Source organism: Arthrobacter sp. 754 (assembly GCF_040548695.1).
In the GTDB taxonomy this organism is placed as follows: domain Bacteria; phylum Actinomycetota; class Actinomycetes; order Actinomycetales; family Micrococcaceae; genus Arthrobacter.
In genome coordinates, this window is the sequence record NZ_JBEPSC010000002.1 from 419,586 (window position 1) to 439,276 (window position 19,691).

A 19,691-nucleotide genomic window follows, 5' to 3' on the forward strand; every position below is an offset into this window, starting at 1 on the left:
TCTGTGGTTGAAAATGGTGATACCTTATCTCCCGGCGCACTTTCCAAGAGGTGGGCTACGAGCTTCTTCCCAAAGCCAACGGCGTCTTCTTCGGAGGTAAAACATGCAGAATCAAGCCACCCACCTGGTGGTGATGGGCGTTGCCGGATCGGGCAAGTCCACCATCGCGGCAGCCCTGTCCCGGCAGCTTGGCTGGGCATGTGCCGAAGCGGACGAGTTCCACCCGCAGTCCAACATCGACAAGATGTCCCAGGGCATTCCCCTGCAGGACGAGGACCGGTGGCCCTGGCTGCAGCTGATCCAGGAGTGGATGACTGCGCGGGCCGAGGCCGGCGAGAGTACCGTGCTCACGTGCTCCGCCCTCAAGCAGGGGTACCGTCGGCTGCTTTCGCAGGCAGACGGGCGTGTGCTCTTCATCCACCTCGACGGCGGACCCGAGCTGATCGGCGAGCGGATGCAGGGCCGCGAAGGACACTTCATGCCGCCCGCGCTCCTGCCCAGCCAGCTCGCAACCCTGGAGCCGCTCACCGAGGGCGAACTCGCCGCCGGCAGCCTGCGCCTGGACATCTCGCAGTCCCCGGAGGAGCTCGTGAGGGCGGTTATCGCCGCGCTGAAGCTCCCCGCCCCGCACGCGTCCTGACTTTTTTTACACCCCCCAATCAGTTCAGTTTCAAAGGAGAACCATGGTCATCGAAGGATGGACCCAAACGCTGGGAGCAGGCCCCCTGCTCCTCATTGCCGCGGCATCGATTGTTGTGCTGCTGTTCCTGATCATCCGGTTGAAAATGCACGCGCTGGTTGCCCTGATCCTGATCAGCCTCGCTACCGCCTTCGCCACCGGCATCCCCGCCAACCAGGTGGTGCCGGTCCTGATCAACGGCTTCGGCACAACCCTGGGCACCGTGGCACTCCTCGTGGGCCTGGGAGCGATGCTGGGCCGCATCGTTGAAACCAGCGGCGGCGCCAAAGTCCTGGCCGACTACCTGATCGGCGTCTTCGGCGAGAAGCGTGCCCCCTTCGCCCTTGGCCTGGCGTCCCTGATCTTCGGCTTCCCCATCTTCTTCGACGCCGGCCTGGTGGTCATGCTTCCCGTCGTCTTCGCCGTGGCACACCGCCTCGGCGGGGGAGTGCTGCGCTACGGCCTCCCGGCTGCCGGCGCGTTCTCCGTCATGCACATCTTCCTGCCGCCGCACCCGGGTCCGGTCTCCGCGGCCGCGTTCTTCGACGCGAACATCGGCCTGGTCCTGATCGCGGGCCTGATCACCGCCATCCCCACCTGGTACGTCACCGCCTACCTGTTCGGCCTGTGGACCGGCAAGAAGCTGGTCCTGCCGGTGCCGGAAATCCTGGGCCACGCCAGCGCCGAGGCCGAGTCCCACCCGCCGCGCTTCCGCACCATCATCGGCCTGCTGCTCCTGCCGCTCGTCCTGATCTTCATCAACACCGGCCTGAACACCCTGGCCTCCTCCGGCGTCCTGTCCGAAGGGGTCAAGAAGGAACAGTGGTTCCAGATCCTGCGCACCATCGGTGAGACCCCGGTGGCACTGCTGATCGCCGTCCTGGTGGCTGTGTACGTCCTGGGCAACCGACGCGGCAAGGACGGGGGCGCCATCGAGAAGCTGCTCGAATCCTCACTGGGCCCGGTCTGCTCCGTCATCCTGATCACCGGCGCCGGCGGCATGTTCGGCGGCGTTCTCCGCTCCTCCGGCATCGGCGCCGCACTGGCCGATGTCCTGGGCAACCTGGGCATCCCGCTGATCCTGGCCGGCTTCCTGATCTCCGCCATCCTGCGCATCGCCCAGGGCTCGGCCACGGTGGCGCTGACCACCACCGCCGGCCTGATCGCCCCCGCGGTTGCCCTGGCCGGGCTGACCGGCATGCAGGTCGCCGCACTGGTCATCGCCGTGGCCGCCGGGTCCGTGGTGGTCTCCCACGTCAACGACTCCGGCTTCTGGCTGGTGGGCCGCTTCTTCGGCATGGACGTCAAGACCACCCTGAAGACCTGGACCGTGATGGAAACCCTGATCGGCGTCATGGGCTTTGCGATCGCGGCGGTGCTGTTCATGCTCGCCGGGGTGGCGGGCTGACGCCCTGACCCCAGCCAGCGGCTGACTGATGTGCTGCGCGGGGCGGCCGGTGGGAACACCGGCCGCCCCGCCGTCGTTGTGCCAGCGGCACCCTTTTTCGGGAACGAACCAATCAAAGGACACCCCTTGACCCCTCGCACCATTGTGATCACCGGCGCCAGCGACGGCATCGGCGCGGCAGCCGCACGGACCCTGGCGAAGGCAGGGGAGCGGGTGGTCGTCGTCGGCCGTTCCGCGGAGAAGACGCAGGCCCTCGCCAAGGAACTCGACGCCGACTACTTCGTCTGCGACTTCGCCGACCTGGCCCAGGTCCGCACCCTTGCCGCCCAGCTGAAGGAAAACTACCCGCTGATCGACGTGCTGGCCAACAACGCCGGCGGCATCATGGGCAAGCACCTGCGCACCATGGACGGCAACGAATCCACGTTCCAAATCAACCACCTGGCGCCGTTCCTGCTCACCACGCTGCTGATGGACACCCTGACGGCCAGCAAGGCCAAGGTCATCAACACCGCCAGCGGCGCCAACAGCTTCGGCAAACTGGACCTGTTCGACCTCAACGCCGAGCACACCTACTCCACCCACCGCGCCTACGGCACTGCCAAACTCGCCAACATCCTCTTCACCTCCGAGCTGCACCGCCGCTTCGGCGACCAGGGAATCACGACGGCGGCGTTCCACCCCGGTGTGGTCCGCACCAACTTCGCGGCAGAGTCCACCAGCCCCTGGCGGCACGCCTACAAGACGCTGCTCAACCGTTTCATGCTCAGCCCGGACCAGGGAGCCGACACCCTGCTCTGGCTGATCAACGGCACCGCCGGGACCGACTGGATCTCCGGTGCCTACTACTACAAGCGGGCCCTGGCCAAGGCGAACGCCCAGGCCTACGACGCCGAGCTGGCGCGCGGGCTCTGGGACGCCAGCGAAGAGCTGGTCAGAGTAGCCGTCTGACCCCGGCGGTTCGGTCAGCGGGCCCGCTCGAGGTCGCCCATGGCCTCGCCGATGATCCGGGCGCCTTCGGGAAACGCGCCCGGATTCGGGCCGGAATAGTTCAGCCTGATGTACGGTCCGGCGGGTTCGGCCGGGAACCACTCCGTTCCGGCGGCGATAATGACCCCTGCATCCCCGCAGCGGCGTGCCAACCTCGCGGCGTCGGTCCCGTCCGGCAGGCGCAGCCACAGGTTCAGCCCGCCGTGGGGCAGGCCTTCAAGGTGGGCCTGCGGGACATGCTGGCGCAGGCTGGCGGCAAGAAGGTCCCGGCGCGAGAGGAGCTGCTGGCGGAGGCTGCGCAGGTGCGTCTGCCAGCCGGGCTGCGTCACCACATCCAGGGCCGCTGCCTGCAGGAGCCCGCTGACGTACATGGACTCGGCGGCGCGCTGGGCAAGGATCCGCTCCCGGGCCGGGCCCCGGGCGATGACGGCGGCGATGCGGATCGCCGGGGAAACGCTTTTGGTCAGCGACCGGATGTAGACCACATGGCCGGAGTCGTCACGCGAGGCAACAGGCACAGGACTGGTGGAGATGCCGAAATCATGCGCCCAGTCGTCCTCCACCATAAAAGCTCCGTGCAGGCGCAGCAGCTCCAGGACCTCCTCGCCCCGCCCCGGAGCCCACTGCGCGCCGGTGGGGTTGGCGTAATTGGGCTGGGCATAGAACACTCGCGCCCCCGTCTCCTCGAACGCGCGGGCCAGCTCGGCCGGATCGGGACCCTCCGGGCCGCTGGGCACGGGAACCACCCGCACCCCCGTCTGGGCTGCCGCCAGGATGGCACCCCAGTACGTGGGTGATTCCATCAGCAGCGGCTGGCCGGCGCCCACCAGCGCCCGGAAGATGGAGCTGAGCCCGCTCTGGCTGCCCGGCAGCACAATGACGTCGCTCGGCGTCGGCGGCGTTATCCCTACCGGCGTGGAAGTACCGAGCTCGTGGGCGAACCAGGACTGCAGCTCTGGAAGCCCGGCCGCAGGAGGGCGGGAGAGGGCGGCATCGCCACGGGCGGCACGCGTCAGGGCAGCCCGTACCAGCCGCTCCGGCAAGAGCTCACGGTCCGGATACCCCGAATGGAACGAGATGGCGTTGTTCGGAACATCGCGCATTGTATTCGAGGCCGAGGGCAGCACCGACTGCGGGGAACGCAGCGCGGCAGTCTGCCAGCCGTAATCCGAAGGGCGCGCCGTCCGTACGGCGCGCATGAACGTCCCGACGCCGGGCCTGCTCTCGATCAGCCCCCGGGCTGTCAGGGTCTGGAGGGCTTTCTGCACGGTCACCGGGCTGGCCTGGTACTCGGCCACCAGCGACCGGGTGGACGGCAACCGGGACCCGGGGGCTGCCGCATTCATCCACTGCTCCAGTGCCAGAACAATCCGTGAACTGCTATCGTTGTTCATGAAACCCAATAGTAGCGCTACTCTCCCGGTTAGCCCAGTGATACTGCCCCGGACCGTCACCGGGATCTGGTGGGGACTCCTGGGAGTGGCCGCATTCTCGTTCACTGTGCCGTTCACCCGGCTGGCGGTTTCCGGTCTGTCGCCGCTGTTCATCGGGTCCGGCCGGGCAGTGGTGGCCGCGGTGCTCGCCGCCACGGCGCTGGCACTGACCCGGCAACGGCTCCCTACACCCCGGATCCGGGCGCGGCTGGCGCTGGTTGCCGCGGGCGTCGTCGGCTTTCCGCTGCTGACCTCCTTCGCCCTCACCTCAGTGGAAGCCGGCCACGGCGCCGTTGTCATAGCCCTGCTGCCCGCGGCCACCGCCACGGCAGTGGTGCTCCGCACCCGTGAACGTCCGCCCGCAGCCTTCTGGGCGGTCCTGACCCTCGGTTCGCTGGCCGCCATCACCTTCGCCTTTGTACAAGCAGGCGGAATCGGGCGGCTGCAGTGGGCGGACCTGCTGCTCCTGGCCGCAGTGGTTGCCGCGGCCATCGGATACGCCGAAGGCGGGCTGCTGGCGCGGGAACTGGGGGCGTGGCAGACCGTCTCCTGGGCGCTGGTCCTGGCCTCGCCGCTGATGGTGTTCCTGGCAGCGCTGGCCATCGCCGACCAGCCGCCAACCGCCTCACCCCTTCAATGGGGGGCCTTCGCCTACCTCGGCGTGGTGAGCATGTTCCTGGGCTTCTTCGCCTGGTACCGCGGCCTCGCCATCGGCCCCATGGCCCAGGTCAGCCAGATCCAGCTCATCCAGCCGGTCCTGAGCATCTGCTGGGCGGCAGTCCTGCTGGGGGAGGCCCTGACCTGGAGCACCGTCATCGGCGGCCTGGCGGTCATAGCCTGTGCCGGCGCAGCCGTCCGCGTCCGGGTTTTCCGCCCGCGCACGCCAACTGCTGACGTTCCCCGCGAACCAATCCCCACCCCCTGACAGGACTCTGCCATGTACATTCCATCCCACTTCGCTGCCTCGCCCGCCGCCGTCCAGGAGCTCCTGGCCCGTCCCGCCGCGGCCAACCTCGTGACCATGACCGCTGACGGCCTGCTGGCCACGCTGCTGCCGTTCGTTTACGATCCGTCCGCGGGGGAGCACGGTGCGCTGCACGCCCACGTGGCCCGGAACAACCCGCAGTGGTCCAGTGCGCCGGTCGGCGAGGCGATGGTCATCGTGCAGGGACCGGATGCCTACATCTCGCCTTCCTGGTATCAGTCCAAGGCCGAACACGGCCGCGCGGTGCCCACCTGGAACTACTCCACGGCGCACGTCTACGGCAGGCTGGTCATCCATGATGACGCCCGCTGGCTGGCACGCCACGTCCGGCAGTTGACCGATCTGCACGAGGCGGGCCGGGAGCAGCCCTGGACTGTGGACGACGCGCCGGAACGCTTCATCGCCGGCCAGCTGCGCGCCATCGTGGGTATCGAACTGGTCATCACGCGGATCGAAGCCAAGGACAAAAACAGCCAGAACCGCTCCGACGCCGACGCCGCCGGGGTGGCAGCGGGACTGCTGGCCGGCGGGCTGGAAGCCAGCGCCGCCGCCGTCGGGCGTTGCCGCCGGAGCCCCTAGGCGGAAAGCGGTACGAGCCGTTGAGCCGAAAACTAGGAAGAGGCCCTGACCCGGCCCGTGGACTCCCGGAAGACGAGTTTCATCGGGGCCAGCGTCGGCCCGTCGTCGGTGGGCTCCCCGCCGCGGATTCTGGTGATCAGTTCGCCCATGCTCCGGGCGCCCAACGCCTCCACGTCCATGTTGACGGTTGAAATTGACGGGATGAAGTACTTGGATTCAGCCATGTCATCCCAGCCGAACACGCTGACCTGATCCGGAACGGCGATGCCGTGCTCGTGCAGTGCGCGGATCACCCCCATGGCCATGGTGTCGTTCGCGGCCACCACGGCGGTGACATCCTTCAGGGCGGCGATGTCCTGGCCTGCGGCGTAACCGGACGCCGAGGACCAGTCCCCGGCGGCGACCCCCAGCGAGGTCAGGCCCAGCTGGGCGACGGTTTCCTCATAGACCGCCAGGCGGTTCCGGGCGGACGGCCAGGCTGAAGGACCGGCCACGTGGAAGAAATTGCGGTGGCCGAGGGAGGCCAGGTGCTCCACGATTTTGGCCGCTGCGGTGCCGTCCGCCAGGCTGCCGCGGGCACGCATCCGGTTGTCATACTCTCCGGCCACCACCATCGGAACATTGGGAGCTTCGTCCGGGGTTGAACCGAGCTTGGCCGGCCGCGGAACGAAGGACAGGATGCCGGCGATGTCGTCACCCGAGAGCAGCCCCTGGAGCCGGCTCGCGCGGGCCTGGGCAGTGCCCTCCATCGCCATCACATCAATGCGGAAGCCCGCGGCGTGCGCCACCTCAGCGGCCCCGTTGAGCATGCGGAGGGGGAAGTACAGGGACGCTTCCGGCACAATCACCACGAGACGGTACAGCTCGCGGGAACGGAGGGACCGCGCGGCGAGATTCGGTGTGTAGTTGAGCTCCGCCAGCGCCTTTTCCACCCGCTCCAGCGTTGCGGGTTTGAGCGTGGCTTTGTCCTTCAGATAACGGGACACCGTCTGGTGGGACACGCCGGCCAGCTCCGCCACATCGTAAATGGTGGGTGCCTTCGACCGGCCCGGTCCTACTGCTGACTGCACCATGGCGTCCCTTCAGATGTTCTTCCAGCGGCCGTCGCGGGAGGGATCCGGCTCCAGCCTAATCCCTCCCGCATCACCGCAGCCCGCGCGGGCGTCCGTGGCTCAGGCGGGTCCCGCTGAGTACCATTTCTGTAGCATGCCGCACATGCCGAAGATCCGTTCCTGAGCTGCCGGGGCTGTCCGGCACACGCCCGCATCCTTGAAGTGGCCGTACTTGCCCTCGGCCAGGTCCGCCAGCCACTGCCCAGTCCGTGCCGCTTCCGGCGCAATCCGCCCGTTCCAGAGTTCCTGCCAGCCCGGGACCCGGTGCTGGATGAGCCGGACGGCGTCGCGGTGGAAACGTTCGACGGCGGCGAAGTCGCCCGCCTGCGCAGCCTCCTTCAGCCGGTGGTAGCCGGCCAGCGCGGCGTCGCGCCGGGTGAGTGCGGCGGAGGCGAGCGCGTCCGGGGCGGGGTTAGGGCCGGCGTCGAGCTTTGCTGCCCTGGCGTACCGTTCCGGGTCGGCCACGATGTCCGCCTCGAAGGTCAGGACGGCGTCGCCGGCCTCAGGGAGGCCGCCGTTCTGCATGATGGCCAGGATGTCCAGGCCGCCGGTGTTGATGATCCGGTGGATGGTGCCCGGGCTGAACCAGAGCAGGTCGTTGGGGGCCAGCCCGTAGGATTCGTAGCCGGAGGCGGTGATGGATTCCACCCGCCCGGTTCCGCCCAGCACCAGGTACGCCTCGGTGGAGGCGGTGTGCAGGTGCGGGGAGCCGCCGCAGGCGCCGTCGGCCGCTTCCCAGTCGTAGACGCCGAGCCGGGTCAGCGCTACCGCGCCGGGAAACGCTGCAACCTGCCGGGTGACGGTCATGCGGTTGCCTCCACTGGGTGCTGGTGCAGGGCGTCTCCCGCGGCGGCGGCGAGGTTCTCCAGCCGCCCGGCGTCGGAGTCGCCGTCGGCAATCACCACGGCGTACCGGTTCTTCATGGTGGTGCCGGCGGCGAAGGTGACTTCGGCGCTGAAGAACGGGGCGGGCCCGAAGCAGGCGAAAGGCTCGGACCGGGCGAACCACTCCGGCGGGTGCTGGGCGTTGTTGGTGTCATCGGCGATCAGCACGGTGGAGAAGCGGCAGCTGTCATCGTGCTGGCCCACGAAGGCAAGCCATGGTCCGCGGGTGCCGCGCAGTGCCTCGCCGGTGGCTCCGCCCGGGCCGGCGATCCTGCCGCCGGCGAATTCGCGGGGGCCGCGCCAGAACAGTCCGCCGTAGCCGGCGTTCTCGCGGCCCTCGGTGGTGGGGGAGCCGATCTGGATGTCGGCCCCGGAGACGTTGGTCATCTCCGTTTCGAAGACCAGCACCCAGGAGTCGCCGTCAGCGTTCGGGCTGATCCGGATGGTGCGGGTTTCGTCCACCACGTGGTTCCCGGCCTGGGTCCACCAGCTCAGCGCATGGGTGAAACTGAACGCGCCGCCGTCGAGCCCGGAACCGATCACCCGCTCATGCCGCATGGCGCCGTTGTTGGGCAGCCACTGGTAGTCCTCGCCGCGGCGGAAGCTGGGGCCGCCCCAGAAGTTGTCCTCGCCGAAGTGCGGCAGTGACCAGGCGATGCCCTTGTGCCAGACGTGGTCCCAGGGGCGGTAGACGCTGACGGTTTCCCCGGCGGTGGTGCGGAGCGGATGGAAGAACGGCCGCGGTGATTCGCGCTGTTCGTCGGTGGCGCTGTAGGTGTAGGTGGCGATCTCCAGGTCCCCGAGCGAAACGGTCAGGGACTGGTTGTCATCGCGCCAGGTCAGGGCGTTTGAGGTGTTCATGCGTTGAGTGCTTCCTCTTGTTTCCAGGGTTCCAGGTGGCCGTCCATGCGGGTGAAGAACGGGCTGGCTTCGTCGATCTGGCCGCGGGCAACGGTGGTACCGCTGACGCTGGACGCATAGATGGCGGCCGCAAGCTCCATGGTGGCGTACGCGTCACTGATGGAGACCGGAGCCGGCTCGCCGGCCTGCAGGTTCCGGACGACGGCGGCATACTGCGCCGCGTGCCCGCTTTCCCGGTCCTCACCCTGGGCCCAGAGTCCGACGACGGCGTCCTGGCCGGGTGCCGGGGTCACCGTCCAGTTGTGGTCGGTGTAGCCGTAGAGATGGTCAAGTTCCACTGTCGCGTTTTCGTAGTCCAGCCTCAGGTAGGAGGTCTCCCGCGGCGAAATCACGGAGTTGATGATGGTGGCGATGGCTCCGGATTCGAACCGGACCACAGCGGCTGAGGCATCCTCGGTATCGGTCTTGCGGGCGAGCTTGCCGGCAAACGCAGTGACCTCGGCCCAGGGACCCCACAGGTGCAGGAGCAGATCGAACTGGTGGATGCCGTGGCCCATGGTGGGACCGCCGCCCTCCACATCCCACAGCCCGCGCCAGGGCACATCGAAGTACGGCTGGTCCCGGAACCAGAGCGTGTTGCACGTTCCTACCAGCTGCCTGCCCAGTGCACCGGAGCGCTGGAGCGTCAGGAGCCGTTGGGCGCCGGAGCCGAACCGGTGCTGGAAGATGCAGCTCAGGTTTCCGGTGGAGGCTGCTTCGGCCGCTTCGAGCTGCCGCATCTCGCTCAGGGACAGTGCCGGCGGCTTTTCGATGACGGCATTCAAGCCGTAGGAGAGTGCCTCCAGCGCCAGGGGGAAGTGGCTCGACGGCGGGGTGCAGATGGCCACCAGATCCAGCCCGCCGCCGTCGGCCGCTTCTTTCAGGCTGGCCGCGGTGCGGGTGATGCCCCATTTGGCCGCGAAAGCCTCCGAGCGTGAGGCGTCGATATCGATGGCCACGGCCAGCTCCACGCCCGGCTGCTGCCGCAGGGCTTCGGCGTGGGCGTTGGCGATGCCGCCGGTGCCGACGAAGGCGACGCGGATTGGTTTGGTGCCTAGGGTGTTCGTGTCTTGGGTGTCAGTCATGCTTACTTCCGGAGTGAGGAGGAGAGTTCGTCAATGAATGGCTGGGCGGCCTTTTCGGGGGTGGTGCGGTCGAACAGGATGTCCGAGGTGTAGCGGCTAAGGATGTCCGTGATGGCGCTTCCGCCGGCCGGGGTGATGGGCGGAGCGGGCCGGACTTCGTCGGCGATGGCATCGGTGAATGCGATGGCTGCCTTGTCAGTGGCACTGAGCTTGGGCGCGATGGCTTCACGGATTTTGGTGTTGGCCGGAATGCCGCGTTCGGTGAGCATGATGTCCGCTGCGGTCTGGCTGTTGGTCAGGTAGTTCAGGAACTTCTCCGCGGCTTTCTGGTGCTTGCTGCGGGAGGACACGGACCAGAACATGGAGGGCTTGTAGTAGGCGCCGGCTTCCTTGGACGTTGATTCGCCGGGCAGGCGCAGCAGCTTCAGCTCCTGGCCGGCGGCGCCCGAGTAGGCGGTGAGCTGGGTGCTGAAGACACCCGCAAACCCCATCTGGTTCTTGGCGAGGGCGGTCTGGTTCAGGGACGCCGAGGCGTTTTCGATGATGGCTGAGGGCTTGGGGCCGGCGCCGGACTTAGAGAGCTCCACGGTGTGCTTCCAGAACGAGACCAAAGTTTCAGGCTTGATGACCACCTTGCCGGCGTCGTCGTAGAGGCGGTCCCCGTTCTGGCGCGCCCAGATGTAGATGTCCTGGTCACCGTACTGGACGCCGACGCCGGTGCCTGCGCCGCTGGCGCTGACCTGCTGGCCGATCTTCCGGTAGTCCTCCCAGGTCCACTTGGTGTCATCGGGCATGGCTACGCCCGCCTTGGCGAGGACGCTGGGGTTGGCCGCGATGCAGAAGGTGGCAACGCCGGTCACGAGGCCCACGAGTTTGCCGTCCACCTCACCGCTCTTGAGGGTGTCCGGTGCGATGCCGGTGGTGTCCAGGCCGGTGAGCTTCTTCATATCCAGGAGTGCGCCGCGGTCGCCGTATTCACGGACGTATTTCTCGTCCATCTGGATGACGTCCGGCGCGTCGTTGGCCGCCACCTGAGTAGCGAGCTTGTCCCAATATCCGTTCCAGTCGCTGTATTCGCCCACCACCTTGATGTTGGGGTTTTCGGCCTGGAAAGCATCGATGACTTTCTGGGTGGCCTTCTGGCGGGCATCGCCGCCCCACCAGGTGAACCGGATGGTGACCGGCCCGGTTTCTTCCGCGGCGGGGGTGGTTCCGCCGGCGGCGCAGCCGGACAGTGCCAGGACCGAGGCTGCAACGGCGGCGGAAAGCTTCAGGTAGGTCCGGCGGGTGGGAATGTGGTTCATGGGGTTCCTTTCAGGAGCGGCGTCGACGTCGGCGCCTGATGTGGTGGGGAGCTACTTGATACCAGTGGTGGCGATGCCCTTGACCAAGAATTTCTGGCCGAGGAGGAAAGCGATGAAGACGGGGAGCAGGGACACGATGGACATGGCGAACAATGAACCCCAGGAGGTGGAGGCGGTGGCATCGACGAAAGCCCGCAGTGCCACCGGGACGGTGAACATCTTGGGGTCGGTCAGGTAGATCAGCTGGCTGAAGAAGTCGTTCCAGGTCCAGATGAAGGTAAAGATGGTGGTGGTGGCCAGGGCCGGGACCATGAGCGGCAGGATGACCTGGAGGAAGATGCGGGGGTGGCCGGCGCCGTCGATCCTGGCAGCCTCGTCCAGGTCCTTGGGGATGCCGCGGATGAACTGGACCATCAGGAACACGAAGAACGCGTCAGTGGCGAGGAGCTTGGGGACGATGATCGGCCAGAACGTGTTCACCCAGCCGATCTGGGAGAACAGGATGTACTGCGGCACGATCACCACATGGAACGGCAGCATGATGGTGAGCAGCATCGCCCCGAAAAGCCACTTCTTGCCTTTGAAGTTCAGGCGGGCGAACGCATAGGCCGCCATGGAACAGGACACCAGGTTGCCGATGATGCAGCCCAGCACCACCACCGCAGAGTTCAGCAGGTACGTGGAGAACGGGCTGGCCAGGGCGTTCCAGCCCTCGCTGTAGTTCCCCACCTCGAACGTGGAGAGCAGCAGCCCGGGTTCCCGGAAGATCAGATCGTTGGGCCGGAGCGAGGAGGCGATCATCCAGAGCAGCGGGTAGATCATGGCCAGTGCCGCGACGATCAGCAGCAGGTGCTTACCGACAGCGCGGAGGCGTTTCGCGGCCGGCGACTTCGACCGGCGCCGGGAGGCCTTGGGCGGGTCCACGTCCGCGCCCGGCCGGCGGCGGTTGGTGGGTGCGGGGGACAGTGGCTGGATTTCAGTCGTCATAGAACACCCAGAACTTTGAGGCGTAGAAGTTGATGGCGGTAAAGGCGCCGATGATCAGCAGCAGGACCCAGGCCATGGCCGAGGCGTAGCCCATGTCGAACTGGCCAAAGCCCTTCTGGTAGAGGTACAGCGTGAAGAACATCGTCGAATCCGAGGGCCCGCCGGTGCCGCCTGAGACGATGAACGCCTGCGTGAAGGACTGGAATGCGCCCACGATCTGCAGCACCAGGTTGAAGAAGATGATGGGGCTCAGCAGCGGCAGGGTGATACGGAAGAACTGGGCTGCCTTGGAAGCGCCATCCACCTGCGCGGCCTCGTAGTACATGACCGGGATCTGCCGGAGCCCGGCGAGGAAGATGATCATGGGGCTGCCGAAGGTCCAGATGTGCAGCAGGATGATGGTGCTCAGAGCAGTGCTGGGATCTGAAATCCAGCCCGGGCCCTCGATCCCCACCAGCGCCAGGAACTGGTTCACCAGGCCTGTGGTGCCGAAGATCTGCTTCCACAGGATCGCGACGGCCACCGAGCCGCCCAGCAGGGACGGCAGGTAGAACACGGACCGGTAGAACGGCAGGCCGCGGATGCCCTTGTCCAGGATGATGGCGATGAACAGGGCCACGGCGAGCTGGAGCGGGACTCCCACGAGGACATAGATGAAGGTGACTTTCAGCGAGTTCTGGAGGCGCGAGTCCTCCATCATCCGGGTGAAGTTCTCGAAGCCTACGAGGTTGGGTTCCTGCAGGAGGTTGTAGTCCGTGAAGGACAGATACAGGGAGATCAGCATCGGACCCAGGGTGATGGCAACAAGCCCCACCAGCCACGGGGCGAGGAAAACCAGGGCAGCCTTGGTGTCCTGGGCCTCGGAGCCCATGCCCTTGCCCTTGAGCTTGCCCAGCTCGGAGAGGGCGCTCATGGCGCTGCCTCCGCCGGTGGGATGCTGGGCCGGAAAACGGCGCAGTTCTCCCCTGGAGTAGAAGTTGAATGCATGTTGGTTCCTCACTCGGCAGGACGATCCACGGCGACGTGGGCGTTCTTCCGGTTTCAACGGCGATGTTGCGAAGGACGCGGGTGCATGTGCTTCCTGACCGACGCTGCGACGGCTTCCGACCAGAAAGTGATCGGTAACACAATTATGGTTATCGATCACTTTCTTGTCAACGGCCTACTATCTGATCTTTTTGAGGCGTCCTTGGCACAGTGAAGGGCGGGTGGTGGCCCGCCCATTCAGTGCCAATTTAGTTGTGTCGCCGGAACGGAACCGGGCTTAGGAGGTCGGCGCTCAGGGAGCCAGCGCCGCGCAGACGTCAATGAACGGACCGGAGGTGCTTACCAGCGTGAAAACGCCGTCGGTGCCAATGGTGTAAACGATCTTGCCCGTGTACTGGATGGTGGAAGGTCCGGCGGGCACGTCGTTGGGGAACATGATCAGGCCGTTGTGTCCGGTGGCTGTCACGGTCTGTGTGCCATCGGGGTTGTAAACAGTTTCTGTGACTGATCCGTCGGTCCTGATGGTGATGGACTCGCCTGCTACCGGCTTCTTGGGCTTGGTTCCGTAGTTCGTGAAGGTATTCACGGTGCCTTTGCCGGCAGAAAGGAGGCGGACCAGGTTGCCGTTCTTGTCGTAGAACTCCTTGGTGTGCGTGATAGTGCCCGTCCACGAGAATTCGAGGTTGAAGTCGGGGCACGCCCAACCGACCGGCAGAAAAATGCGATTCGCGTCGGCGGCCAGAACTGGCTGAGCCGGAGCCAGAGCTGCGGCGGCAAGAGCCGACGCCGCCAGTACACGGGTAATGCTGCTTGTTTTCATGGGACTTTCCTTTCGAACGTAACGCGGGTTGGTTTCTTCAGAGTGGCCCGGTGGACTTAACCGGTCCTTAATCTCCAGCGGAACACTGGACCCTCCGCCTGCCCCGGGAGCATGATGGGGTTGATGTGGCCGGATCTCGGGGCTGCATCAGGTGTCAGGGCGGGCGCTGTGGGGCCGCCGGTCGATGAGTTCCACAGGTTCGGGCAAGCAGGCCCGGATCTGCGGCCGGTCGGTGAGGGGTTGCTCGGCTATGAGCGCACTGTGGATCAGGGCCCTGGGTCCGTTGGAGGTGGTAGCCGACGGCGCGCCTGTCCCGGTGGGCAGCGGGAAGCTGCGCATCGTCCTCGAGACCCTTGCGCTGCGGGCGAACTCGATGGTTTCCGCTGACTTCCTGGCAGAGGCAGTCTGGGACGGCCGCACGCCGGCCCAGCCTGGTCCCCAGCTGCAGGTCTACGTGGCAAACCTGAGACGCCTGCTTGAACCGGACCGCCGCAAAGGCGTTGCTTCCCGGCGGCTGGAGAGCCGGCCGGGCGGTTACCTCCTCACAGTTGCCGAAGATGAACTTGACCTGCTGCAATTCCGGGAGCACGTAGCTGCCGGAGAGTCGGCGGTGCAGGCGGGGGACCTGTCCGGAGGCGCGGAGCGTTTGCGCCAGGCCGTTGAGCTCTTCACCGGGCCGGCCTTCCCGGACCTTGCCGACGTCGAACTCCTGGGCCCTGACCTGGACGCACTGGAAGAAGCCCGGCTGGACGCCCACCAGGACCTCATCGACGTCGAGCTTGCCCTGGGGCGGCACGGCGCTGTGGTGGGCGAACTGCAGCGGCTGGTGCAGCAGCACCCGTACCGCGAGCGGCTGTGGGCTTCGCTCGTGCTCGCCCTCTACCGCTCTGACAGGCAGGCCGACGCCCTGGCCGCGTGCCGCGAGGCAAGGAGCATCTTCGCGGCGGAACTGGGGATTGATCCCGGTGCCCGTCTGCGCGAACTTGAGACGCTGGTGCTGCGCCAGGATGCATCACTCGCGGCCCCGGCGGCGGACGGGCACCGGCGGATCAGGCAGCGCCTGAACAACCTGCCGGCCGGGCTCACTCCGCTGGTCGGCCGGGACACCGAACTGGGGGAGGTGTGCTCCCTCTACCGCTCGGAGGGCTGCAGGCTGGTCACGGTGACGGGCCCGGGCGGGACCGGCAAGACCCGCCTGGCAATGGCGGCGGCCTCGCAGCTCGGTGAGCGGATGGCCGACGGCGTGGGCTGGGTTAATCTGGCCCCGCTCACCCAGGCGCAGCAAGTTCCAGGCGCCATAGCGGCCACCCTCGGCCTGGAGGACCGGGCCGGTGACGATCCGCTGAAGACCGCCTCCCGCTTCCTGCGTGCCCGCCGGCTCCTGTTGGTCCTGGACAACTTCGAGCACCTGGAGGACGCCTGGCCCACAGTGCTGGACATGCTCACCGCCGCCCCCGAACTCCGGATCCTGACCACCAGCCGCAGACGCCTCGGCCTCCGTGCCGAGTACGAATATGAACTCGCACCGCTGGCCCTGCCGCCCCTTGACCCGCCCCTGCCGCCGAAGCAACTGCGGGAAGTGCCCGCCGTCAAGCTGCTCGTCACCCGCGGCCGGGCAGCCCGTCCGCATTTCGACGTCGACCAGGGCAACGCCCGCGTGCTCACGCGGCTGTGCCACCTCCTGGACGGCCTCCCGCTGGCCATCGAACTGGCAGCCGCCCAGTTGCGGGACCGTGGTGAGGCTGCACTCCTGGACGATCTGGAGGTCAGCCTGGCTGCACTGCCCGCCGCCTTCCGGGACCTGCCGGACCGCCAGCGGACGCTGACGGCGACGATTGCGTGGAGCTACGACCTGCTGGAACCGGCCGAGCGCCTGCTGTTCGACCAGCTCGGGGTCTTCGCAGCCGATCCAACCGAGACCGCCGTTGGTGCGGTCTGCGAAGGGAAGGCAGGTACACGACCGGCTCACGGGGAGCTGGTGTCCGACGAGCTACTGTCCGCGCTGGCGCGCCACAGCCTGCTGCGGCGCTACACCGATGCCGCAGGGGAACGCCGGGTATCGATGCTGCATTCGATCCGCGAGTTTGCCCGGGAGAGGCTCTGCCTACTGGAGAACCCGGCCGCTGTCCGGCGCCGGCACGCCCTTCACTACCTCGGCATGGCCGAGAGGATCGGCCCGCGGCTGTGGGGGCAGGATCAGGTGGAGGCCTTTCGGATACTGCACGCCGAAGCGCCGGACCTGCGCGGTGCACTGCTGTGGGCAACCGGACCGGACGGCTCCACGGACGTGGCGCTTCGCCTTGTCGGGAGCCTGTGGCACTACTGGGAACTTACCGGGGACTTGGCCGAGCAGCACCGGATCGCCGTGGACCTTATGGAGGAGATGCCGAACGCTGCCCTTGCGACGTTGGCTCCGGCGTTGAGCGGAACAGCCACTCTGTGCTGGACAGTGGGCCGGTACGACCAGGCCGCCCACTTCCACCGGCGGGCACTCCAGGCGTTCCAGTCAGCCGGGAACGGTCCTGGCGTAGCCTGGAGCACCATGTGCCTGGCGACGCAGGCAGCCCAGCAAGACGACACGGTGACAGCCCGGAAACTGGCTGTGGAAGCCTTGTCGATGCCCCATGCACGTCCGCTCACGCGCGTGGCCGCTTTGATCATCCTGGGCTTGTTGGCGTTTTACAGCGGTGACATCGCACTGGCACTGGACCTGAACCGCGAATGCGTCGAGCGGGCCCGGCCGCTCGGCGACCGGGCGCTCCTCGGGAACACCTTGCTCAACCTGGCCGACGCAACAGAGCGCGACGGCGATTACGACGAAGCAGAACAGCTTCTGTATGAGGCACTCGGCGCGGTGCTGGAGCTCGGCGGGCAGGGCAACGTCGTGGCTTTCCTCGAGTCCCTCGCCGGGGTCTACACAGCCCAGCACCGCGTCGAACGGGCCATCCGTGTGTTGGCCGCAGCGGCCGCCTACCGCACGGACCGGGGCTTTCCGCTCTCCGCGGCGGAACGCCGGCGGATCGACGCAATCATTGACAAGGCGCGTGCCGAAGCCGGCCCAATCCGTTTTGGCCTCGCCTGGGCTGCCGGCAATGCCCTGACACTGGCGCAGGCAGTCCAGGAAGTGCAGCGTGGCAGGCGTACCCGCTCTGGCTCCATCACCGACCACCAGCTGCAGATCTCAGCACCGCCAGCCCACGAAAGTGTCCCGAATCCTGCGCCGTGGTGACCGCGGACTAGCCTAATCCGGCAGGTTCTGCCCGCGCCGGGTACCCGAGGCGGCGCTTGATGTCCTCGAGTTCCTCCGTGAGATCGTCCACCCGGAGCTTGTATCTCCGGAATTCGCGCCTACGCCGTTTTGCTTCCAGATATCCCCCCACCAGCGCGGCCAGCCCCAACGGCAGGGAAATGGCCAACGCCCAGCCGGCTGCCACGAAGAACTCCATGGCCACGGGAAGGGCGGCCTGGAAGTCCACCACCTGGTTTACGGTGCCAACAACTCCGCCAAGGAAAGAGTCCAGGGGCTCCATGAACTGACCGACCATGGGGGTCTCTTTCAGCGCAGGAGCATTAAGGCGGTCCTCGGCTTTGGAGCTCCAGCGGGGGTCGCCAACATGATTCAGGATGTAGACCCCTGCCCCGGCGCTTGCAGCCATAAAGACGAGCGCGGCACGCAGTGCAGCCAGATCGAATCGCCGCGGGTTCAGGAAAACCGTCAGCAGTCCGGCTGCGATGGCAGCAATCCACGTAAAGGATTTGAGCCAGTCGAGGCTTACCCCGCTCAGTACGTCCACAGCTACCGCAATTCTTTAGAACTTCCAGTGGTGGGGCATACCCCTCCACGCCGACGACACGATTATCCCGGGAAGGCTGGACAAACAGCGAAATCACCATAACCTTGGAAATGATCAGTATGCTTCCTATCCGCTTTGAGGAGTGATTTCGATGCACAAGACTTCAGCACTGGGGCTGGCCGCAGCGAGTGTCCTGGCCTTGGCCGCATGCACGGGCGGCGGCACGGGACAGAGCCCGTCGACCACCGCCACCACCAGCGCCGCAGCGGACAAGGTCTACACCCAGGACGAGCTGCGCGAGCTCATCGCCGGCATGCAGGATGGGGAAGGCAACGAACTGAAGCTCTACTCCCAGGAACAGGTGGCGCAGGGGAGCAGCATCGCCAACCTCCTGATGAGGACGGCGAAAGTGGAGCCCGCGGAGTGCAAGTCGATCGCCACTGCCGGGCTTCTGGACAAGGTCGACGACGGCGATGTGGCCGTTGCCCTGTCCGAAAGCGCCCAGCCGCGCACCCTGTCCGCCCAGTCCGGCAGCAAAGGTCCGGACGCCGTCGGACTGCTCAAGGAAATCAGCGGCAAGATGGATAAGTGCGCCAACTTCAGCGTGGAGGCCATCGGCCAGCGCTATGAAGTCTCAAGCAAGCAACTGCAGGCTGACACCAACGCAAAGGAAACCTTCGCCACGGTGAGCAAGCGCAGCACCGGAGAGATGCTGATGCAGGTCTCCGCTGCCGAGGGCAGGCTCCTGGTGGTGGCCACCAAGGGCGGATCGGACCTGGCCGATGACGACCAGAAGGAGCTCGAAGACCTGGTGAACGAGGTACTTGCCAAGGCCGACGGCGGCTCCGCGACAGCCAGTGCGTCACCCAGCGGCACGTCCGCCAGGACCGCCGGCCCCACTTCAACTGCCACGCCGTCACCGACACCCACCCAGACCGGAAGCGGGATGTCACCCGCTCCCACCGTCACCGTAACGGCAACCCCCACGCCTTAGCTTGGCGGGCCCTTATTCGCCCAACAGCCCGTAGGTGCTGATGACGTTGCCTTTGCTGGTCCTGTAGAGGTCCTTCAGGCTGAGACGGGTGGTGGGGTCGTCCGGCAGGAAGAGGTGCCGGCCGCTCCCCGCCACCACGGGATGGGTCATCAGGGTCAGCTCGTCGAGCAGCCCTGCGAACAGCAGCTGCCGTGTTACTGAAATGCTGCCCATCACGGCGATTTCGCCGCCGTCGCGGGCTTTCAGTTCTTTGACGAAGTCCTCCAGTGGGCCCTCGATCACCTGCGAGTTCTGCCATTCCAGCGGTTCCTTGAGCGTCCGCGAGGCCACGAACTTCTCCATCGGGTTGATGAACCGGGCGAAGTCATCATCCACCGTTGCGGTGGGCCAGTAGCCCGCCCACTCCTGGTAGCTGACCCTGCCCAGCAGCACCGTGTCCACGCGCTCCATCATGCTGGTCATGCCCTTGCCCAGATCCTCGTCAAAACTGTCGAACTGCCAGAGATTCGGCTCTGACACCACCCCGTCGACGGAGTGGAACAGGCCAGCGGTCAGTTTGCGCATAGGGACCTCCAAAAGGTGTCAACGGTACGTGCAGGCCGGCAGTGGCGCCGGTTACTCCACGGTAGATCCCTGCCTGCCGGGGCGGAAGGCCGCACCGCAAAAGTTAGGTTCGTCACCACCTCCTGCGTGTTGCGCGAATCCGTGCCCCGTCGGTCGCATACTGGTCTTGATGCGGCCACCAGCCGC

Annotated in this window: 18 protein-coding genes; 7 read left to right on the forward strand and 11 right to left on the reverse strand. The window is 66.6% G+C overall.

Annotated features, from left to right (window positions below; all coding sequences use genetic code 11):
• The first annotated feature begins 103 nt into the window (after positions 1 to 103).
• The 3 genes from ABIA70_RS07435 (at position 104) to ABIA70_RS07445 (ending at position 3,038) form a co-directional block, all read left to right on the forward strand.
• Positions 104 to 640 carry a gluconokinase gene (locus ABIA70_RS07435; protein ID WP_354146952.1) on the forward strand — a complete coding sequence of 179 codons (537 nt, stop codon included), beginning with the start codon at positions 104 to 106 and terminating at the stop codon, positions 638 to 640.
• Between the two features lie 43 nt (positions 641 to 683).
• Positions 684 to 2,087, forward strand: coding sequence for a GntP family permease (locus ABIA70_RS07440; RefSeq protein WP_354146953.1), 1,404 nt, complete (start codon positions 684 to 686; stop codon positions 2,085 to 2,087).
• A 126-nt stretch (positions 2,088 to 2,213) separates the two neighbouring features.
• A complete protein-coding gene (locus ABIA70_RS07445) occupies positions 2,214 to 3,038 on the forward strand; it encodes an SDR family NAD(P)-dependent oxidoreductase (RefSeq protein ID WP_354146954.1) in 825 nt (274 codons plus the stop codon).
• A 14-nt stretch (positions 3,039 to 3,052) separates the two neighbouring features.
• On the opposite strand, the gene ABIA70_RS07450 is transcribed toward ABIA70_RS07445, so the two are convergent.
• Positions 3,053 to 4,471: an aminotransferase-like domain-containing protein gene (locus tag ABIA70_RS07450; protein ID WP_354146955.1), complete on the reverse strand. Its 1,419-nt coding sequence runs from the start codon at positions 4,469 to 4,471 to the stop codon at positions 3,053 to 3,055.
• Here ABIA70_RS07450 and ABIA70_RS07455 point away from each other — a divergent pair.
• Positions 4,470 to 5,435 (forward strand): DMT family transporter, encoded by a 966-nt coding sequence (locus tag ABIA70_RS07455; RefSeq protein WP_354146956.1) that lies wholly within the window; start codon positions 4,470 to 4,472, stop codon positions 5,433 to 5,435. The two genes, ABIA70_RS07450 and ABIA70_RS07455, sit on opposite strands and share 2 nt — an antisense overlap.
• Positions 5,436 to 5,447: 12 nt before the next feature.
• Positions 5,448 to 6,074: an FMN-binding negative transcriptional regulator gene (locus ABIA70_RS07460; protein ID WP_354146957.1), complete on the forward strand. Its 627-nt coding sequence runs from the start codon at positions 5,448 to 5,450 to the stop codon at positions 6,072 to 6,074.
• A gap of 32 nt (positions 6,075 to 6,106) precedes the next feature.
• On the opposite strand, the gene ABIA70_RS07465 is transcribed toward ABIA70_RS07460, so the two are convergent.
• From ABIA70_RS07465 to ABIA70_RS07500, 8 genes are all read right to left on the reverse strand, one after another.
• Positions 6,107 to 7,147, reverse strand: a complete 1,041-nt coding sequence (locus ABIA70_RS07465; RefSeq protein ID WP_354146958.1) for a LacI family DNA-binding transcriptional regulator — start codon at positions 7,145 to 7,147, stop codon at positions 6,107 to 6,109.
• A gap of 99 nt (positions 7,148 to 7,246) precedes the next feature.
• The gene (locus tag ABIA70_RS07470) at positions 7,247 to 7,993 is read right to left on the reverse strand and encodes a cupin domain-containing protein (RefSeq protein WP_354146959.1); all 747 of its coding nucleotides are present in this window, start codon (positions 7,991 to 7,993) and stop codon (positions 7,247 to 7,249) included.
• Complete coding sequence (locus ABIA70_RS07475; protein WP_354146960.1) at positions 7,990 to 8,931, reverse strand: DUF6807 domain-containing protein; 942 nt, start codon at positions 8,929 to 8,931, stop codon at positions 7,990 to 7,992. The genes ABIA70_RS07470 and ABIA70_RS07475 overlap by 4 nt, the downstream gene beginning before the upstream one ends.
• Positions 8,928 to 10,055 carry a Gfo/Idh/MocA family protein gene (locus tag ABIA70_RS07480; protein WP_354146961.1) on the reverse strand — a complete coding sequence of 376 codons (1,128 nt, stop codon included), beginning with the start codon at positions 10,053 to 10,055 and terminating at the stop codon, positions 8,928 to 8,930. The genes ABIA70_RS07475 and ABIA70_RS07480 overlap by 4 nt, the downstream gene beginning before the upstream one ends.
• Positions 10,056 to 10,057: 2 nt before the next feature.
• Positions 10,058 to 11,359 (reverse strand): ABC transporter substrate-binding protein, encoded by a 1,302-nt coding sequence (locus ABIA70_RS07485; protein WP_354146962.1) that lies wholly within the window; start codon positions 11,357 to 11,359, stop codon positions 10,058 to 10,060.
• A 51-nt stretch (positions 11,360 to 11,410) separates the two neighbouring features.
• Entirely contained in the window at positions 11,411 to 12,346 is a 936-nt protein-coding gene (locus tag ABIA70_RS07490; protein ID WP_354146963.1) for a carbohydrate ABC transporter permease, read from the reverse strand.
• Entirely contained in the window at positions 12,336 to 13,259 is a 924-nt protein-coding gene (locus ABIA70_RS07495) for a carbohydrate ABC transporter permease (RefSeq protein ID WP_354147334.1), read from the reverse strand. The genes ABIA70_RS07490 and ABIA70_RS07495 overlap by 11 nt, the downstream gene beginning before the upstream one ends.
• Positions 13,260 to 13,625: 366 nt before the next feature.
• A complete protein-coding gene (locus tag ABIA70_RS07500; RefSeq protein ID WP_354146964.1) occupies positions 13,626 to 14,153 on the reverse strand; it encodes a hypothetical protein in 528 nt (175 codons plus the stop codon).
• A gap of 250 nt (positions 14,154 to 14,403) precedes the next feature.
• On the opposite strand from ABIA70_RS07500, the gene ABIA70_RS07505 reads away from it, so the two are divergent.
• Complete coding sequence (locus tag ABIA70_RS07505; protein ID WP_354146965.1) at positions 14,404 to 17,382, forward strand: AfsR/SARP family transcriptional regulator; 2,979 nt, start codon at positions 14,404 to 14,406, stop codon at positions 17,380 to 17,382.
• Positions 17,383 to 17,389: 7 nt separating this feature from the next.
• Here the strand turns inward: ABIA70_RS07505 and ABIA70_RS07510 are convergent, their stop codons facing one another.
• Positions 17,390 to 17,947 carry a hypothetical protein gene (locus ABIA70_RS07510; RefSeq protein ID WP_354146966.1) on the reverse strand — a complete coding sequence of 186 codons (558 nt, stop codon included), beginning with the start codon at positions 17,945 to 17,947 and terminating at the stop codon, positions 17,390 to 17,392.
• Positions 17,948 to 18,098: 151 nt separating this feature from the next.
• On the opposite strand from ABIA70_RS07510, the gene ABIA70_RS07515 reads away from it, so the two are divergent.
• Positions 18,099 to 18,941: a hypothetical protein gene (locus tag ABIA70_RS07515; RefSeq protein WP_354146967.1), complete on the forward strand. Its 843-nt coding sequence runs from the start codon at positions 18,099 to 18,101 to the stop codon at positions 18,939 to 18,941.
• A 12-nt stretch (positions 18,942 to 18,953) separates the two neighbouring features.
• Here the strand turns inward: ABIA70_RS07515 and ABIA70_RS07520 are convergent, their stop codons facing one another.
• On the reverse strand, positions 18,954 to 19,505 hold the full coding sequence (locus ABIA70_RS07520; RefSeq protein ID WP_354146968.1) for a dihydrofolate reductase family protein: 552 nt from the start codon (positions 19,503 to 19,505) through the stop codon (positions 18,954 to 18,956).
• Between the last annotated feature and the right edge of the window lie 186 nt (positions 19,506 to 19,691).

Bases quoted from the DNA above. Each gene is read 5' to 3' on its own strand.
- ABIA70_RS07435 (WP_354146952.1), top strand. From the start codon at position 104: ATGCAGAATCAAGCCACCCACCTGGTGGTGATGGGCGTTGCCGGATCG.
- ABIA70_RS07440 (WP_354146953.1), top strand. From the start codon at position 684: ATGGTCATCGAAGGATGGACCCAAACGCTGGGAGCAGGCCCCCTGCTC.
- ABIA70_RS07455 (WP_354146956.1), top strand. From the start codon at position 4,470: ATGAAACCCAATAGTAGCGCTACTCTCCCGGTTAGCCCAGTGATACTG.
- ABIA70_RS07450 (WP_354146955.1), bottom strand. From the start codon at position 4,471: ATGAACAACGATAGCAGTTCACGGATTGTTCTGGCACTGGAGCAGTGG.
- ABIA70_RS07460 (WP_354146957.1), top strand. From the start codon at position 5,448: ATGTACATTCCATCCCACTTCGCTGCCTCGCCCGCCGCCGTCCAGGAG.
- ABIA70_RS07465 (WP_354146958.1), bottom strand. From the start codon at position 7,147: ATGGTGCAGTCAGCAGTAGGACCGGGCCGGTCGAAGGCACCCACCATT.
- ABIA70_RS07470 (WP_354146959.1), bottom strand. From the start codon at position 7,993: ATGACCGTCACCCGGCAGGTTGCAGCGTTTCCCGGCGCGGTAGCGCTG.
- ABIA70_RS07475 (WP_354146960.1), bottom strand. From the start codon at position 8,931: ATGAACACCTCAAACGCCCTGACCTGGCGCGATGACAACCAGTCCCTG.
- ABIA70_RS07480 (WP_354146961.1), bottom strand. From the start codon at position 10,055: ATGACTGACACCCAAGACACGAACACCCTAGGCACCAAACCAATCCGC.
- ABIA70_RS07485 (WP_354146962.1), bottom strand. From the start codon at position 11,359: ATGAACCACATTCCCACCCGCCGGACCTACCTGAAGCTTTCCGCCGCC.
- ABIA70_RS07490 (WP_354146963.1), bottom strand. From the start codon at position 12,346: ATGACGACTGAAATCCAGCCACTGTCCCCCGCACCCACCAACCGCCGC.
- ABIA70_RS07495 (WP_354147334.1), bottom strand. From the start codon at position 13,259: ATGAGCGCCCTCTCCGAGCTGGGCAAGCTCAAGGGCAAGGGCATGGGC.
- ABIA70_RS07500 (WP_354146964.1), bottom strand. From the start codon at position 14,153: ATGAAAACAAGCAGCATTACCCGTGTACTGGCGGCGTCGGCTCTTGCC.
- ABIA70_RS07505 (WP_354146965.1), top strand. From the start codon at position 14,404: ATGAGCGCACTGTGGATCAGGGCCCTGGGTCCGTTGGAGGTGGTAGCC.
- ABIA70_RS07515 (WP_354146967.1), top strand. From the start codon at position 18,099: ATGCACAAGACTTCAGCACTGGGGCTGGCCGCAGCGAGTGTCCTGGCC.
- ABIA70_RS07520 (WP_354146968.1), bottom strand. From the start codon at position 19,505: ATGCGCAAACTGACCGCTGGCCTGTTCCACTCCGTCGACGGGGTGGTG.